Source organism: Lentimicrobiaceae bacterium, from assembly GCA_023227965.1.
Taxonomy (GTDB): Bacteria; Bacteroidota; Bacteroidia; order Bacteroidales; family JALOCA01; genus JALOCA01.
The window spans coordinates 18578-34580 of record JALOCA010000020.1 but is presented as its reverse complement, the minus strand read 5'-3'; the positions used below and the strand labels follow the sequence as shown (position 1 = coordinate 34580).

Below are 16003 nucleotides of genomic sequence, written 5' to 3'. Positions count from 1 at the left end.
CTTTAACTGCTTGTCATCTTCCGAACGATACAATTATTTCTTTACATTTCTTTGAGCAAAGTGGCGGGAGTCGCCCCATTCGTCGTAACCTATTTCGCCTCCGGCTATACGAATGCGGGCTTCGAGGCACGAACGGCATTCGTCGGCTTCTTCATCAATACAGGGTTTATTTTCATACAAAAGATAATTTTCGCGGTATTTTACAGGGGTGAGGTTAGGCATAATAACATTTGCCCCCACCATGATGGTTTTTTCACGCCCCTGAGGGTCTATCGTCTGCATGGCAGTGGTGCTGGCAATATTAATATCTTTCATCATTATACGTAGCAACGCCACCATCTTCAACGATAGATTAAAACGTTCCACTTGTGGTAAAAGCTTTTCCTTATACTGATAAAGCGGTGTTTTTTCGTGTTCAATATATGGTCCCATTCCTACCATATCTACATCCAGGTCTTTAAAAAAGAGCAAATCATCGGCAAGATCTTCCACCGTTTGAAACGGCAGCCCTATCATTACTCCTGTGCCCACCTGATAACCGCATTTTTTTAACATTCGCAGAGCTTCCAGTCGCTGGTAATAATCATGATGAGAGTCCTGCGGATGTAATTTGTTATACAAACTGGTCGAGGAAGTCTCTATGCGGAGCAGATAGCGATGTGCACCTGCTTCAAACCATTCTTTATATATTTCTTCAGTCTGTTCGCCCATCGAAAGCGTAATGCCTATCTTTCCTTCATAGGTGGACTTTATTTTTTTCAGCAAACGGGTAATCGTAGCAGTAAATTCACTGTCGCTGCGTTCGCCACTTTGTATTACCATTGAAGCATAACGATTGCCGTAAGCAAACTTTGCGGCTTCCAGCACTTCTTCATCCGTAAGCCGATAGCGTTCCACGCTTTGATTGCCAGCTCTTACCCCGCAATAGTAGCAGTTTTTCCGGCAAATGTTGGAGTACTCTATTAGCCCGCGGAAGTACACTTTTTTCCCTACATATTTTTCTTTTACATCAGCAGCTTTTTTATACAGCAATTTTCTTCCTGATTCGTCGAGCGAAAGCAAAGTTATAATGTCGTTTTTCTCAAATATATCTTTTTCAAGAATCTCTTCAACAGTCATTAGCCAACGGGTAATTATTAATGAATAATTATTAAGGTTTAATATTTAATGGTTAATGGTTATTAATCATTGAAAATAAAAGCAAAACGCCATTAGCTGGCATAGCTTTGCTCAATAAAAAATAGTCAATAACCATTAATCAATTAAAAATCCTGGTCCAGCTTAAACGCGTTGAAGATTTTATCTGCTGCAATCTGCGTGGTGCCATGATAAGTTGCTTCGAGAATTTCCTTATCGCTCCAGCCAAGGTTTTTTAGCTTATCTATGTCAGTTTGTTCAATGGAATTAGAGTTGCGAACCACTTTCAAAACGAAAAGAAGCATTTCCTTATCTTTTTCTTCCAGGGGAACTTTTGTCGGGTCGGCTTTTATTTCTGCAATCATTTCGGGTAAAACGCCATATTGAAACAAAATACCTGCATTAATGCCAACGCAATAAGCACATTCTTCTTCTTCGGATACCAGCAGGCGGATAAATGCCAATAGTTTTCCTCCAAGGGTAGGATGCTTGAAAAAAAAGCCAAGATTATTGAACTGCTGGTTTAAAACCATTTCGCTTACACTAAAAACTTTAAAACCATTTGGAATAAAACCCATGGTGTTCATCATGGTTTCATAAATTTCGGCTACTTTGCCAGTAGCTTCTTCTTTTTCTACTAATTTGATCAGTGCCATAATTTTTTTTTGATTAAGTTAATGTATCTTTTTATTAAAAATGAGCATTTGTATTATTTAGTTAGTAGGTTTTTCTGTGGTTACCTTACTTTTGGTATAATCAATTTCCGATCCCATCATGCTATGCGGAATCATATATACCAAAAACAGAACTATCATGGCAATTATTGGCCATCTTCTGTTTCTGGGTTTTTTCTTCACGATAAAAAGGGTGATAATCCAAATAACCAAAGCGATAGCAGTCTTATTATCGGTAAGATCGAACCCAAATGGAAATCCCGTCCAGTATGCACCAAAAGCAAATTTTTGCACCAGCATACCCAGTGCAAACCCTCCAAGTAGCAGGAAAAGCGTAGTGTAAAAGGTGAAAATAAATGTTTTTTTTCTTTTGAAGATGGCTTCCAGCCCTGCACGGGAAGAAAATAACATGGCAAGAAACATCAACACAATGTGCGGGACAAGGATTAAGGCAGGCACACTCCCTTTATATCGCAGCACCACAGGGGCATCGGTGAGCTGGTAATCGTTTCCATTTTTGTGCAGGTTTATTATGTACGTTATTTTACCTGCAGCAGGCAGGGGCGGTAGGCGGAATCCCAGGCTATCGTTTGTGCGCTGCAAGGTTGCCTGCGACCAAACATCATTACTTTTATACCGTTTGAATGAAATATCTCCACTAATAGATGTATCGGCAACTTTCAGAAAAATGAAAGCACCTTTTGTATCGTCCGATGCACGGATTAATTTATATTTTATCTCTTTATCATCAATAATTTGTTTTCCGTAAACAGGATGTGTTGGTCCGGTTTTTCGTTGAAAAATTGCTGAAGCAAGTGTAACTATAAAAGCCAAAATCCATAATACGAAGGATTGGTTCATATTTTTTACAAATTTAAGAGCTGCTAAAGTAACAAATTTATCTTGTAAAGGTTTTTCGTTTTCTTAATTTACCAACAACAGGAAATACTTTTTCTCATTAACAGTGAGTTAAAAAAAATAAAAAAAAAAATCAAAAAAGTAGCGTTTTTAATAAAAAACCTATATTTGCCTAAATCAATAAGGCTAAAGGCAAAAACGATTGCTCTATTGTTTTTAACCTATAAAATTTGAATAAATTGTTAAGGTTTTTACTTTCGGTGTTTCTTATGTTTATCTTGACAACTTCGGGTAGTTCTCAAGAAATGTTTGGTATGACAAACAGTAATTACGCTGGTTCGGTCGGAGTAATACAAAATCCTTCGTCCATGTTAACATCTAAATTATATTTTGATATTAATTTGCTTTCGGGAGGTGCTTTTGCTGATAACAACTATGTATATTTTAGCAAAAATGAATATAAATTTTCACGGTTTTTGCAAGCGAACCCTAGCTTTCCGGAACATGGAGAAACCGGAGATATAGTTTACGATAATTACAATAAGGATTTAAAAAGTGCCTATGGAAATATACGTGTGATGGGACCATCGGCAATGGTTGTTTCCGGAAAGCATGCCTTTGCGATCTATAGCGGGGTAAGGGTAGGGGTTTCGGCACATAATGCTCCATATGAACTGGCAAAATTTGTTTTTGAAGAGTTAGATGCCCCGGAACAATTTAATGTACGGTATAACGATACAAAAAAATTTGGCTTTGCTGCCATGGCGTGGGGAGAAGTAGGCGTTTCGTACGCATATTCAGTATACGAAAAGCGTCTGGATCATGTGGCTGCCGGAATTACAATTAAAAAATTATTTGGATATTCGGGGGGATATATTGCCGGAAACAATATAGATTATATGGTTCCCAATGCAGATACGATATTTATTTATAACCTTAATGCTAAAGGTGGGCTTTCTCTGCCAGTGGACTATGGTAATAATGAATATCCGGGACCCGGAGGCCTCTTTAGGGGAAGCGGGTGGGGTTTCGACCTGGGATTTACCTATGAAAAAAAACTCAAAGAAATAAGCAATAGGCATTACAGCAACCTATGTGCGCAAAAATATGTTGATTACCAATATAGATTAGGGGTGTCGCTGGTGGATATTGGCAGTATTAAATTTACACAGAACGCCAGAGCACTTTCATTTGATAACGTAAGCCATAATTGGTACGAAGTTTCTGATTTAAACTATACAGACATTGACTCTACCTTAATTGAGTTCAGTAATCGGTTTTACGGAAATCCGACGCAATTAGTAAGCGGAAATTCCTTTAAAATATTTCTTCCTACTGCGTTAAGTGTACAATTCGATTATCATTTGGCTGCAAATTATTACCTGAACAGCTCTCTTTATTATGGATTTCAGCTAAATGCAGCGTCTTTGCATCGTTCTTCCCAGATTTCGGTAACACCTCGCTATGAATCACGTTATTTGGAGGCTTCTTTGCCTATTTCGCTTTACGAATTTTCCAAACCCCGTATAGGGCTTGCTTTACGACTTGGTTTTCTTACCTTGGGAAGTGATAAGCTCGGGAGTTTTTTTAATATGAATGATTTTTACGGAATGGATATTTATTTTGCAATAAAGTTTAATTTCAGCAAAGGACATTGCCGTGATGGAGGGTTCAATGGCTGTGAAAATAACGAATTTTTAAGATTCCGAAAGAAATCGCGGTGGTAATAAGCCTATTAGGCATTGGTAGCCACTAAAGTTTATACTTTTGATACAACCTTACGCCGAACTCAGGCTATTAATAATTTAAATCTTCAATTATTTTTAACAGGTCTCTGGGTTTAAAAGGTTTGCTTAAAAATTCATCCATTCCTGCATTAATACACCTTTCTCTGTCGCGTTCCATGGCATAGGCTGTAACTGCGACAATTTTAACGGGGGTAATCCGGTTATTTTTTTCATATTCCCTGATTTTTGTAGTGGCTTCAATCCCATCCATAATGGGCATTTGTATATCCATTAAAATCAGATCGTATTTTTTATTAAAATAATTGTTAAGTGCTATTTTGCCATTTTCGGCTATATCCACAGTGTGTCCTGCCTTGCGAAGGGCTGCACATGCAAATTTTTGGTTTAGATTGTTGTCTTCAACCAATAGAATGGTTAAGTTAGCATTAAACTCGGTAGTTTTCGTAGCACTGGACACTTCGTCGTACAATAATGGCTCCGATTTTTTTAAAGGTAATACAAACCAAAAACACGAACCTTTTCCGTAAGTGCTTTCAAAGCCGATTATCCCTTTTAAAAAATTAGTCAGAGTTTTACAAATTGCAAGCCCCAGTCCCATGCCGTCTTCACTAAATTCGGCTTTGATGCCAGGGAGATTAAAAGCTTTATTAATTAACAGATTAGTTTTTTCTGCTATGCCCACACCAGTATCAGCTACTAAAAACTTAACGGATATGGTATTATTATCGGAAGTGATAAGTTCGGTAGCTATTGTGATTGTTCCTTCTTTTGTATATTTTATTGCGTTATTTATCAAATTAGTAAGTATTTGTTTTAATTTATGAACATCTGCCTGAACATAAATAGGCAGATCGGAATTCCATTGCCATTGTATTTGTAGTCCTTTGCCTTTGGCTTTCGGGCTTAACAATTCAATTACCTCATTACATTCTTTTTTCAGATGGATGGTTTTTTCTTCAAGTTTGATTTGCCCGGTTTGCATTTTTGAATAATCAAGAATATCGTCTATTACATTTAAAAGGTTTTCAGACGAATTGGCTATGATATTCATAAATTCTTTTTGTTCTTCGGAGAGATCAGTTTGTAAAATTACATCAATCATCCCGATGATTCCATTCATGGGAACCCTGATACCATGGCTCATGTTTGACAAAAATACGGCATTAGAATGATAAGCAGTTTCTGCTTGCTCTTTTGTTTGTATTAATTCCTTTTCTATGTCGTTACGAAATTGCATGTAAGCATCTTCCATCTGCCCGATTCTTTCTCTTAGCGAATGTACTTCGGCTTCGAGTTCTTCCCTTGATTTTAATATATTTTCATTCATACTATTCAGTTTATGAATTAGTAAATTTTTTTTTCAAATTAACTTGGTAATTCATTATTTTCAATAATCTGTTTTGTTGAATGGGTTTGGATACATAATCATCGAAACCAGCATCAAGCAGTCGTTCCCTATCGCCACTCATAGCATAGGCGGTTTGTGCTATAAATGGGATTTCGTTGTATTCGTTCCATTGGTTTTTTACGGCATTCATCAGTTTTATTCCGTCCCAGGGCGCAGGTAGGTTGATATCAAATAGCATAACATCAAAAATAATACCTTTATTGTAATTTTCCTGAATGATAGCCAGGGTTTCCTCTCCATCCACAGCCATAACAATTTCGGTATACGTGTTTTCTTTCTTTTTTTAAGAACGAGGCGATTCATGCGGTCGTCCTCTACAATAAATACTTTTTTGTCCTGTTTTGCCGGCAGATATGTATGGACAACATTAGGGGGTCCTTCAGAAACAGTTTTTTCAATAGAAGAGTTAAGATAAACATAAACAGTGGTGCCTAATCCTTTTACCGATTCAATTTCAATTCTTCCTTTCATGAGTTCGAGCAAACGTTTGGCTAAAGGCAAACCCAAACCTGCACCCTGATAGGCTCTTGAATACCCAAGGCTTTCCTGTCGGAATGCATCAAAAATATTAGGTAAGTATGCAGAATCAATACCGATTCCTGTATCTTTTATTTTTATACAAATTTCATTCGTTTGTTCATTATAATTAGTAGAAACGTTAATGTATCCTTTTTCTGTATATTTAAGAGAGTTGTCAATGATATCTGTAAATATCTTGGAAATACTATTATTGTCGGTTATTGCAAGAGGTATTTCCTGTGTTTGTAAATTAAATTTTAATCCTTTTTCATTGGACTTAAAAATAAAAAGTTCAGCAACATCTTTCAGAATATCGTTTATGTTGTATGGTTTTAGAGATACGTCCATATCGTTGGCCTCTATTCTGCTGATATCAATAATATTATTAAGCAGGTGCAGCAGCCTTTCGCCGCTTTGCGAAATGCCATTTGCATAATCGAATAACTCAACATTTTCATTGATTGATAGCTCGGATTCGAGTAAACTGGCGAACCCTATAATACCGTTGAGGGGGGTACGAATCTCGTGGCTCATATTGGATAGAAAAGCATTTTTTAGATAATTGGCATCTTCCGTGCGTTTTAAAGCTTTTTTTAATTCTACCTCTAATTTTTTACTTTTATTAACAACTTCCTCTAATTGTCGGGTACGTTCGGTAACCCTGTTTTCGAGTTCCTGGTTAAATCGCTGAAATTGTTGTTTAAATTTATTAATTTCTGATTCTTGTTTATTAAGCAATACACGTTGGTATTTTTTTGTTTTGTAATATAGAAAAATCATGACCACAGAAAGAGTTAAAAAAACAATAAAAAGTACTATATAAATATATTGTGGCATAAAAAATGTTTTTTTATTTATATGCTACATAAATATTTTCCAATGTATTTATGGCATAGTAGTCGTGGTTAATGTTCCATCCGTCGCGAACGGGATTATGTATACTAACAGCAAACCCTACATTTTCAAGTAAACTTGGATAATCCTGTCCGTAAATTCTTACATGGTCAAATTGTCCGAATAACCGTTCTCTTTCTTCCGGTGAATTGGCTTCGGCTTCAAACGTATTTGCGAGGGTTTGGGAAATAGGTACCTGTATGATTGCCCATCCGTTGGGTTTCAATACTCTGTATAGCTCCTCCATCGCTTTTTTATCGTTTTCAATGTGCTCCAAAACATGGTTGCAAATAATTACATCAAAAGTGTCGTCAGGAAAAGGAATTTGGGTAATGTCCATCTGGTTTACCTTTCTGTCATAGTAATAACCACGATACCCGTTTTCAAATTTATCACCCTGACTGTAAGTAATATTGGGATATTGCTGGATGAGTGATTTTATACTACCTTCGGGAGCAATGTGTAATAGTTTGATATTTTGAGTGAAAATATTGGTTTTTTCTTTTAAATAAAGATAAATCAACCTGTCGCGATCGGTAGAATAGCAACGCGGACAAATATTATTTTCCCTGTATCCTGCACCGATTATTTTTTTTTCATTTATCACCGGAAGATTGAAACCTCCGGGTAACAGTTTGCGAAAAGAATTTTGGCAAAAGGGGCAATAAAGCGTGTCTCCTGAATAATAAAACTTTAATATTTTTTGGTAAAGACCTCTTATTTTTACACCCAATATATAAGGAATAATTTTTTTTAATAAATTTTTCATAATCAGTTAAGTTTAGTTTTTAACTATAGTTTTTCTGGAAATGATTTCTTTCGAAGTCGAAAGTACTAAAAAATAGGTTCCGCAAGGTAAATTTCGTAAAGAAAATACATCCTGATAGCTTCCATTGAGCGGTTTTTTATGTGTTATTTCCCGTACAACCTTTCCAAATGTGTCCACAATATATATTCGTATTGGGATAGTTGTAGTAATAGTGTAGCTGACAAATAAATAATCGCTTGCTGGGTTGGGAAACATTTTTACAATGCCGTTCCCTATCTGTTCTAAGGTGCCAGCTCCGTTTTTCCAACATTCATATGCTCCGGCATCGAAAGCCGTTCCAAATGGCCGCTGCCGGTTTAATAAATCAAAAGTTACACCTTCGTTGGTTATGTTAAGTCCTTTATTAATAAGTGGTGATGCAATTTGCAGGTCGTAATTGTTTGTAAGTGTGTCATCAAAGCAAAATGAATAGGATGAAGGCGAAAAAAAATTGTGAGATGTATCAACCATTCCGTTAGGAACATCTAATTTAATGTATGCAGAATTGACTTTGAACGCTAAAGCTCCAGGATTGACAACTATGTTATTGTACATTTTATTTCCACTACTCACTGCATTTTTGAATAAAATTCCGTGTGTCTTGGGGTTTACAATGGTATTATTGAAAAATCCGTAGCCTTTTCCCTGTGTGGTAACTATATCCTTGCAAAAAATTCCGTGTTTAGGATGTTCTGTTGGTGGATTGTTGGGGTAATACGAACGCCCTGCGTTTATTATGAGATTATTGAATATTTTAAAGTCTCCCAACCCCAAAACTTCAATTCCATCGCCTTTACCATTTACTATTATATTATTATAACAATCGCATTTACTTCCTCCACCAATTAAAATTCCGCTCATTTGATCCGGGTACCCGGCATAGCTGTCGTTTGATACGTAATTATTGTAGATTTTGCAGTTTGCGGAGGCTGATCCCACCTGGATGGCGTCCCAGCCAGTGCGTTCAATCCGGTTATTGTAAATTTTTACACCCGAAAGAATATGAGGCAATACGGTAGTATCTATTCCATTACAATGCAAAGTATATCCTCTGTAAAAAGAACTTCCGATATACATGCCTTCATTTCCCGTATCGTGAATGTAATTATCGTGGATAAAAGTATTGTACAATGTAAATTTATCTCTTAGTGAGGTGAAGGAACAATCAGGGTCGGTTTTTACAACAATACCGGAAAAGGCTATGTTGCTGATTTCAACTCGTTCCACTTCAATATCAGAACTAAGGTAGTTAATGGATAACCCGCTTCCTTGCTGAACATTGGTAATTTTAAATCCATAATATAAATCAGATTTTCCCGAACCTGTAAATTTAATGTAAGCACAATCGCTGAAAGTAATTCCAAAATTACTGTTGTTTTCAATTATCACTTCCCCATTATAGTTTTTTATAATTATGGGCTTTTCTGCGGAACCTTTGATTTTATGAATATACAGTTGAAAATATTTTCCTGGGTTCAGGCAAATTGTATCGCCGGGTAAAAGGTTGGGCATCAAATCGCCTTCTATGCTTACAATGGCTACTGAATCGGGATGAACAAAATATTTACAACCTTTACATTGTGCAAAAGATATGATAGTTGGTATAAAAAATAATATTACAATTAAGTATATTTTATGCTTCATATCTGTAAGTATTAGTCTGCACGCTTAGCTTTTTCCCAATTAACGCTTTGTTTACCTTTTATATATCTATCAAGTCCAAGAAAAACACATAAATTCATTATAAAAAAATAGTATGGAATGAATAGTATTTTAATTTTAATTTTATGATTTTCTAAATACCAGCCACAAAGAGCAAGCGCATAAAATAAGAGTTGTAAATACAATAAAACAGAGTAAAGGTGTAATGAAAAGAAGCCTTCCCAAACTGCAAAGATGAAATTAAGCAAAAACAGAATAGGTAAAGAAAATGCTGCAATGGTCCAGCGTAAAACCCTGTGGGAGACAAACTGAAATGCAAGCAACCCATATCGAAACGGGTTCATCAGCTCTTTGAGCCGCAATGTAGATTGTATGCCTCCGGCAGAAATTCTAATTTTTCTTTTCATTTCTTCTTTAACATTGGCGGAAGATGACTCAATGGCATAAGCATTTGGGTTGTACTGTATAACATATCCTTGTTTGGCGATTCGCATGGAAATGATAAAATCGTCGAGAAGCGTATCGTGTTCTACTTTAGTGTAAAGATTCGTGCGAATGGCAAATAGTTCCCCGGCAGCTCCCACTGCTGAATACAATTCGGCATCCCATTTTTTTAATTTTGATTCATATTTCCAGTAAATGCCTTCACCAGCGGTAGCTGCGGTGTCCTTTGTATTGCTGAAAATTCTTTTTTCGCCGGAAACACAACCTGTTTTAGGATTGCTAAAAAGGCGTACAATTTCTCTGACAGAATCTTTACCAAGCAGGGTATTTCCATCGGAAAAAATCACAATGGGTGTATCTACAAATGAAATACCTCTGTTCATTGCTGCAATTTTTCCTGCGCGCTCAGGTTGGTGATATACTTTAATATTTGGATATTGAGCAAGTAACTCAGGTGTGCCGTCATTACTACCGTCGGTAACCCAAATTTGTTTTACCTTTTCCTTAGGATAATTCAGTTCGTAAATATTCTGAACTTTACGTGCCACATAATCCTTTTCGTTATAGGCAGCAACAAACAAGGTAACTTCCGGCTCGTAAGAATCATCATATTTGTTATTTGTATTTGTACTGATGATTTTTTTGAGTTTTACTAATACAAATAATAGCATTCCATATCCAAGATATGAATAAAATACAATAAATGCAAGAATCCAGAAGGTTATTTTTAAAACCAGCATAATATAAATTATTAATGTTTTTTAGCTGCCATATTAAAACTATCTACTTTAAAAAATTCATAATCACCAATTTCTAATAATTTATTTTTAAGATTGTTTTCACCGGAATGGATACTTTCCATCACGATGAGCAGGTTGGGATATTTTGACAAAAATTGGGTCGCACCTTTTATAACTTCTGCTTCCATTCCCTCTACATCAATTTTTATCAATATTTTTTCGTTAACATCAATATTAAAATTGGCATAAATTGAATCGAATGTGCGAATTATAACAGTTTCATGATTTTTACCGTTTTCATGGTTTGCCCTATGAGATGCACCGGTATTTATTTCTTCAAAAATAAAATCTTCATCAGTATTTTCTGAACCCAAACCAATGTTAAATGCTGTAATTTGGTTTTCAAGCTTATTGAGTAATATATTGATATGTAAAGCTCTGAAATTTTCTTTTGTCGGTTCAAAAGCATAACACCGTAATCCCTTTGGGGCTAATAAAAAACAATAAGTTCCAATGTGCGAACCAATATCTATAAAAGTAGTGTACTCTTTATAATTATCTAATATAAATTTTTTAACATTCCATTCATATGCATAATTGGCAAATTGAAAATCAATGGAATTTTTTCTGGAAATAAATAATCCTAAACTGCTCTTATATAATCTGTTGTGCTTTGACGTTTTTTTGAATAGTTGATATTTTATAGAAGTGAAAACGAAAATAAATTCATAATATTTAATAAAATCCTTTAAATATCTAAAAAGTATAATTATTTTATTCATGCGTTATTAATTTTTTAATTTATTGGTCACATAGCCTGCCTCGATAACTCGGAAGATATCCACAAAATATCATCTTCGGTTTGTATGAGCATTATCCTTATGGATATTTTATTGTATATATATTATTTTTTTAATTTTTCCCATTTTTTGGTATTGGCATTATATTGTTTTATCGTCTTTGCTGGATTCCCGGCAACTACTGTAAAGGGAGGTACATTATGGGTAACTATGCTTCCTGCGGCAATCACAGCATGCCTCCCAATGGTTACTCCTGCAACTACTACGCTGTTTGCACCTATCCAAACATCATCTTCTATAATTATTTCTTTTTTAATTATTTCCTGATAAGTTGGAGGAATGGTTATGTCCTCATATCCGTGATTTAAACCTGAAAGAACAATATTTTGAGCGAAAATTACATTGTTTCCAATGCGTATAGGCCCAATTATTACATTAGCCATTCCAATACGTGTGTATTCGCCGATAATTACATCTCCCACCAAATTATTAACAGTGCAAAAATCTTCTATTGTTGTATGTTTTCCTATGATAAATTGGCTCCAAGGCATTACATCAATTCTTGTATGATTGCGAATGACTGCTCCACGACCTTTTTTATGAAAAAACGGGTTGACAAACCATTTTACCCAGAGCCTGGGTCTGGATTGGTACCTGGGTGTCAGCATGCGGTAGATCACTTTTTTTAATAATGGGTTTGATTTGATAAAGCTACTTATAGTCATAATATAGTTTAATAAATTTTGAAATTGTTTTGTATAATCTGTATCATTGTTTTTACCACTTTCTCCCAGGTATGCGTTTGGGCATATTCTTTTCTTGCTTGTATTTGCGCAGGAGTATTGTGTTGTAATGCGTAATCAATCCCTTGTATGAATGTTTCGCAATTATCGGCAAGAAAAACATAATCCGAAAACATTTCCATTGCTTCGGTACGGGTAGCTACGACTGGTTTTCCCATGGAGAGGTATTCGTCAATTTTTCGCGGATAATTTCCAAGGGTTGTTTTGTTAACTATCTGAGGATTAATAGCTACATCAAAAGAAGAAACATAAGTGGGGAGTAAATGTGCATCCCGGCTTCCTAAAAAATGCACATTGGGCATAAAATGGAGTGCACTTTTGCTGAATGATTCATCTTCAGTACCAATAAATACAAAACTCCAATTGGGTCTTTTAGAGGCAATTGTTTCGAGCAGAGGAATGTCGAGACGCAATGTCCGCAAAGCTCCTGTGTATCCAATGATAGGGTATGGAATTTGTATAATATCTTCGGGAACAGATGTAATAGATTCTGGGTCGTATAAATGGGTATCACAACCCTGTCCTGTAAAAAAACATACATTATTTATTGTTTGTGCATATTTTTCAAGGAATAATGAATTTGTAAATATTGCGTCGGCATTTTTAATCAATATGTGTTCAATACGTTGTCCATGGTATTTATAATAAGCGGTTTCAATCATATAATCTCTTAAATAATAAATATATAAACGAGGATTAAGTAATTTTTTAAAATGCAAAGTTCTGTAAATATCATTATCATTTAAAAGAATAAAATCATTAAAATTAAGTTTATCTATCGCAGTTTTTATAGCATTGGCGTATTTAACATTGTTGTGTGTATTGATAAAATCGAAAAGAAAGGGAATGGCAATTCTGCTTATGGATTCTAACAGAATAGGAGGGGTAAAAACCCATAAATTTTCTTCTACCTTAACAAGGTCAGGAGCTTTACTTTTTAAAACAGCCATCCGTTGCTTTATTTTGGGATGGCGTGAATTTCTATATACCGTCATTCTGTCCAATGGGTAGTTTACGTACAATACATTATGGTTTTTTGCCAATTCCCGGCTGATATCAATACAGTTACTACCGATATCGCTGTCCCAACTTTGCAACCCTGTTACCACAATGTTCATATTAGTAATGGTATTATTTAAATATCCCTTTTTGAATCATACAATTATAAGCGTGTGTATATATTTTATTTACAAAATTTTCCCAACTGTGTCCGGCGGCAAACTGTTTTCTTCTTTTTTCGAGTTCAGGGGTGTTTTCAGATATAGCTTTTTCAATCGCAATAATATATTCTTCGGGAGATGATGGGAGGTAAGAGTATTCACTAAAATAAGCCATAAAGGTAGTTTTTGTAGCTACGGCAGGCTTTCCCATGGCAAGATATTCGTCAATTTTTAAAGGGTAGTTAATATCCGTAATAGGATTAACCAGTTGAGGGTTAATGGCTACATCAAATGATTTAATATAAGCGGGAAGTTGTCGTGGCTCTTTCCTTCCGGTAAAAATAACATTAGGAAGCTGATGCAGTTTGCTTTTTCGAAAATCTTCATCTTCCGGTCCAACTAATAGTAAAGTCCATTCAGGTTTTTGTTCTGCGATGTAAACTAATATATTAATATCGAGTCGGATGGTTGTTAATACTCCCGTGTAACCAATAACAGGGCGCTTTATGGGGATGGTTTCTTCCGGCACTGGCATTGTTCCATCGGGATCAGAGTACATTGTCAGGTCGCAACCCTGCCCGATCATATAGGATTGGGAATTGTATCTGGCTGCAAAGTTTCTGAAATAATCAGAATTGGTAACAACAAGATCAATTTTAGAAATAAGCAAGGGTTCAAGCCGTGTCCCGTGTTTGGCATGGTACGGCACCAGTGTAACAGCATCTCTTAATAAATAGATATAAAATTGTGGTTTTAAAAGCTCTTTCAAATAATAGCCCACTAACATTGAGTTATCATTTAAAATTATTATATCCTTAAATCCAAGCTGTTCAATGGCTTTTTTGATTTCTTTTGCTAATCGCCTCTCGTTTAGCTTATTAAAGAAATCAAAAATGCGAGGATTGTTAATCCAATTGATGGATTCAAAAACCGTTTTGGGATACAGATTCCAAATATTATCACCTACTTTCTCAAGATTAGGGACTAACCCTTTTAAAACCGAGAGGCGTTTTTTTACTTCGGGTTTATGCCTTTCTTTTAGCCACGCGCCACGTTGTAACGGAATGCTTACAAAAAGTACCCGATTGTTTTTTGAAATCTCGAGGGCTGTATATTTACAGGTGCTGCCGATTTCAACATCCCATGATTGAAGTCCAAAAATTACAAAATCTCTGTCTTTTAACATTGTTACACTGATTAAATTGAATGTGAAAGGTCTTCATAAATTTGCAGCACATGTTCTGCCATGGCTTTCCATGAAAAAAGGGATGCTTGTAGGTATCCTTTTGTAGTTAAGTCCAATTGTAAAGAGGGGTTTTGGTAAATACTAAGCATTGCTTGTACTATTTCTTCCGTATCAAAAGGGTTAACCAAAAGGGCTGCATTACCGGCAATTTCCGGCATTGAGGATGTATTAGAAGTAATAACTGGTGTTCCGCAAGCCATTGCTTCAAGTATGGGAATTCCAAAACTTTCGCGTAGTGATGGGTATAAAAACAAGCTGCAAAGTGAATAGATTGCAGGTAAATCGGTGTTTACAACATATCCTGTAAGGTGAATAGATTCTATAAGAGTCTCGTTTCTAATTTCTTTTAATATTTTTTGCAATTCTGCTGTGTCAAAATCTAACATTACAAGAGAAATTTTCGCTCCTGTTATTTTAAGAAAATCAGAGTATGCTTTAAGAACTCCTTTTGTGTTTTTTTTGGGGTCGGTATTACCAAGGTGGAAAAAAAATTGATCCGGTAATTGGTATTTAATTTTTATAGCAGAAAGAATTTCCGGATTTTCTACTCTTTTAAAATGGCTTCCCACCCCGTTGTAAACGGCGATAAGTTTTTTGTCATCTTTAAATCCAAAAAAATCAACTATTCTCTTTTGCTCGAATAATGAAACGGTTATGATACGGTTGCTCTTTTTTACAACCTGTGGAACCACGAACTTACGATACAAATTCCCGAACTTTTGGTACCAGGTGCCAGATTTTTTAAAAATACTAATACTTTCGAGGTAGATGATGTCATGCAGTGTGGTAACTAAAGGGATGGAGGTAAAAACCGGTGCTGTATTGCTGGTACAGTGTAATATTTGGCACCCATATTTTCGGGCAGCTTTAGGAAGGGCATATTGCTCCCAAATAGGGTATGGACCTCCCTGTAAGCGGATGATTGAAAAGTTGGAAGTTTCTTTTATGCAGGAATCATCCTCACCGGGCTTCACGAAAATAAAATATTGATTAATTGTGTCAATTTGCTGGAGGTGGTTAATTAACTCAAGTGCCACCATGTCCATCCCATGTTTCTTTTTCCGGAAGAGTCGTTGTCCTTCTATACCAATTATCATAATTA

Annotated in this window: 15 protein-coding genes; 1 reads left to right on the top strand and 14 read right to left on the bottom strand. The window is 35.6% G+C overall.

The window, feature by feature from the left end; all coding sequences use genetic code 11:
- Nucleotides 1-33 precede the first annotated feature (33 nt).
- From hydE to M0R21_08135, 3 genes are all read right to left on the bottom strand, one after another.
- A complete protein-coding gene (gene hydE, locus M0R21_08145) occupies nucleotides 34-1119 on the bottom strand; it encodes a [FeFe] hydrogenase H-cluster radical SAM maturase HydE (protein MCK9617794.1) in 1086 nt (361 codons plus the stop codon).
- Nucleotides 1120-1262: 143 nt separating this feature from the next.
- Entirely contained in the window at nucleotides 1263-1793 is a 531-nt protein-coding gene (locus M0R21_08140; protein MCK9617793.1) for a hypothetical protein, read from the bottom strand.
- A 57-nt stretch (nucleotides 1794-1850) separates the two neighbouring features.
- The gene (locus M0R21_08135; protein MCK9617792.1) at nucleotides 1851-2672 is read right to left on the bottom strand and encodes a hypothetical protein; all 822 of its coding nucleotides are present in this window, start codon (nucleotides 2670-2672) and stop codon (nucleotides 1851-1853) included.
- 311 nt (nucleotides 2673-2983) lie between these two features.
- On the opposite strand from M0R21_08135, the gene M0R21_08130 reads away from it, so the two are divergent.
- Nucleotides 2984-4396: a DUF5723 family protein gene (locus M0R21_08130; GenBank protein ID MCK9617791.1), complete on the top strand. Its 1413-nt coding sequence runs from the start codon at nucleotides 2984-2986 to the stop codon at nucleotides 4394-4396.
- A 70-nt stretch (nucleotides 4397-4466) separates the two neighbouring features.
- Here the strand turns inward: M0R21_08130 and M0R21_08125 are convergent, their stop codons facing one another.
- The 11 genes from M0R21_08125 to M0R21_08075 form a co-directional block, all read right to left on the bottom strand.
- Nucleotides 4467-5744: a response regulator gene (locus tag M0R21_08125; protein ID MCK9617790.1), complete on the bottom strand. Its 1278-nt coding sequence runs from the start codon at nucleotides 5742-5744 to the stop codon at nucleotides 4467-4469.
- 10 nt (nucleotides 5745-5754) lie between these two features.
- Nucleotides 5755-6075 carry a response regulator gene (locus M0R21_08120; protein MCK9617789.1) on the bottom strand — a complete coding sequence of 107 codons (321 nt, stop codon included), beginning with the start codon at nucleotides 6073-6075 and terminating at the stop codon, nucleotides 5755-5757.
- On the bottom strand, nucleotides 5961-7181 hold the full coding sequence (locus M0R21_08115; GenBank protein MCK9617788.1) for an ATP-binding protein: 1221 nt from the start codon (nucleotides 7179-7181) through the stop codon (nucleotides 5961-5963). Before M0R21_08115 ends, M0R21_08120 begins: the two co-directional genes overlap by 115 nt.
- A gap of 13 nt (nucleotides 7182-7194) precedes the next feature.
- Nucleotides 7195-8007, bottom strand: coding sequence for a methyltransferase domain-containing protein (locus M0R21_08110; GenBank protein MCK9617787.1), 813 nt, complete (start codon nucleotides 8005-8007; stop codon nucleotides 7195-7197).
- A gap of 12 nt (nucleotides 8008-8019) precedes the next feature.
- Nucleotides 8020-9690, bottom strand: a complete 1671-nt coding sequence (locus M0R21_08105; protein ID MCK9617786.1) for a right-handed parallel beta-helix repeat-containing protein — start codon at nucleotides 9688-9690, stop codon at nucleotides 8020-8022.
- Nucleotides 9691-9701: 11 nt separating this feature from the next.
- The gene (locus M0R21_08100) at nucleotides 9702-10892 is read right to left on the bottom strand and encodes a glycosyltransferase family 2 protein (GenBank protein MCK9617785.1); all 1191 of its coding nucleotides are present in this window, start codon (nucleotides 10890-10892) and stop codon (nucleotides 9702-9704) included.
- An 11-nt stretch (nucleotides 10893-10903) separates the two neighbouring features.
- Nucleotides 10904-11674, bottom strand: a complete 771-nt coding sequence (locus tag M0R21_08095; protein MCK9617784.1) for an FkbM family methyltransferase — start codon at nucleotides 11672-11674, stop codon at nucleotides 10904-10906.
- Nucleotides 11675-11796: 122 nt separating this feature from the next.
- Nucleotides 11797-12417 carry an acyltransferase gene (locus M0R21_08090; GenBank protein ID MCK9617783.1) on the bottom strand — a complete coding sequence of 207 codons (621 nt, stop codon included), beginning with the start codon at nucleotides 12415-12417 and terminating at the stop codon, nucleotides 11797-11799.
- 8 nt (nucleotides 12418-12425) lie between these two features.
- Nucleotides 12426-13613: a glycosyltransferase gene (locus M0R21_08085; protein ID MCK9617782.1), complete on the bottom strand. Its 1188-nt coding sequence runs from the start codon at nucleotides 13611-13613 to the stop codon at nucleotides 12426-12428.
- Nucleotides 13614-13626: 13 nt separating this feature from the next.
- On the bottom strand, nucleotides 13627-14841 hold the full coding sequence (locus tag M0R21_08080; GenBank protein MCK9617781.1) for a glycosyltransferase: 1215 nt from the start codon (nucleotides 14839-14841) through the stop codon (nucleotides 13627-13629).
- Between the two features lie 11 nt (nucleotides 14842-14852).
- On the bottom strand, nucleotides 14853-15998 hold the full coding sequence (locus M0R21_08075) for a glycosyltransferase family 4 protein (GenBank protein MCK9617780.1): 1146 nt from the start codon (nucleotides 15996-15998) through the stop codon (nucleotides 14853-14855).
- Nucleotides 15999-16003: the final 5 nt, after the last annotated feature.

Excerpts from the sequence above, each read along its gene's own strand:
- hydE (MCK9617794.1), bottom strand. The coding sequence starts at position 1,119 with ATGACTGTTGAAGAGATTCTTGAAAAAGATATATTTGAGAAAAACGAC.
- M0R21_08140 (MCK9617793.1), bottom strand. The coding sequence starts at position 1,793 with ATGGCACTGATCAAATTAGTAGAAAAAGAAGAAGCTACTGGCAAAGTA.
- M0R21_08135 (MCK9617792.1), bottom strand. The coding sequence starts at position 2,672 with ATGAACCAATCCTTCGTATTATGGATTTTGGCTTTTATAGTTACACTT.
- M0R21_08130 (MCK9617791.1), top strand. The coding sequence starts at position 2,984 with ATGACAAACAGTAATTACGCTGGTTCGGTCGGAGTAATACAAAATCCT.
- M0R21_08125 (MCK9617790.1), bottom strand. The coding sequence starts at position 5,744 with ATGAATGAAAATATATTAAAATCAAGGGAAGAACTCGAAGCCGAAGTA.
- M0R21_08120 (MCK9617789.1), bottom strand. The coding sequence starts at position 6,075 with ATGGCTGTGGATGGAGAGGAAACCCTGGCTATCATTCAGGAAAATTAC.
- M0R21_08115 (MCK9617788.1), bottom strand. The coding sequence starts at position 7,181 with ATGCCACAATATATTTATATAGTACTTTTTATTGTTTTTTTAACTCTT.
- M0R21_08110 (MCK9617787.1), bottom strand. The coding sequence starts at position 8,007 with ATGAAAAATTTATTAAAAAAAATTATTCCTTATATATTGGGTGTAAAA.
- M0R21_08105 (MCK9617786.1), bottom strand. The coding sequence starts at position 9,690 with ATGAAGCATAAAATATACTTAATTGTAATATTATTTTTTATACCAACT.
- M0R21_08100 (MCK9617785.1), bottom strand. The coding sequence starts at position 10,892 with ATGCTGGTTTTAAAAATAACCTTCTGGATTCTTGCATTTATTGTATTT.
- M0R21_08095 (MCK9617784.1), bottom strand. The coding sequence starts at position 11,674 with ATGAATAAAATAATTATACTTTTTAGATATTTAAAGGATTTTATTAAA.
- M0R21_08090 (MCK9617783.1), bottom strand. The coding sequence starts at position 12,417 with ATGACTATAAGTAGCTTTATCAAATCAAACCCATTATTAAAAAAAGTG.
- M0R21_08085 (MCK9617782.1), bottom strand. The coding sequence starts at position 13,613 with ATGAACATTGTGGTAACAGGGTTGCAAAGTTGGGACAGCGATATCGGT.
- M0R21_08080 (MCK9617781.1), bottom strand. The coding sequence starts at position 14,841 with ATGTTAAAAGACAGAGATTTTGTAATTTTTGGACTTCAATCATGGGAT.
- M0R21_08075 (MCK9617780.1), bottom strand. The coding sequence starts at position 15,998 with ATGATAATTGGTATAGAAGGACAACGACTCTTCCGGAAAAAGAAACAT.